Below are 247 nucleotides of genomic sequence, written 5' to 3'. Positions count from 1 at the left end.
ACCTGGGTGAACGACGGTGCGTCGGCTACTCCCGGACCAGCATGGCCAGGCCGCCGAAGGGCTGCAGCGTCACGGTGAAGCCGCCGAGGTCGTCCACGTTGTCGACCTTGCGCCGGCTGGACAGGTCGAACACCCGTCCGGCCGGGATGTGCTCGGACTGCACCCGGGCGGTGAGCTTGCTGGTGCCGAAGTTGAGCGCGGTCACCTGCACCGCCCCCACCGCCAGCCGGTTGACCAGCACCAGCAG

At 70.0% G+C, this 247-nt stretch carries 1 protein-coding gene; it reads right to left on the bottom strand.

Going from position 1 to position 247, the window contains the following annotated elements; all coding sequences use genetic code 11:
- Positions 1–25 precede the first annotated feature (25 nt).
- Positions 26–247 (bottom strand): hypothetical protein (locus tag ACSNOK_RS35565; protein ID WP_436784803.1); only part of this gene is annotated, 222 nt, incomplete at its 5' end.

Source organism: Streptomyces sp. URMC 126 (assembly GCF_051386555.1).
In the GTDB taxonomy this organism is placed as follows: Bacteria; Actinomycetota; Actinomycetes; order Streptomycetales; family Streptomycetaceae; genus Streptomyces.
Note: the sequence above shows the minus strand (reverse complement) of the source record. Positions and strands in the feature narration are given on the sequence as shown.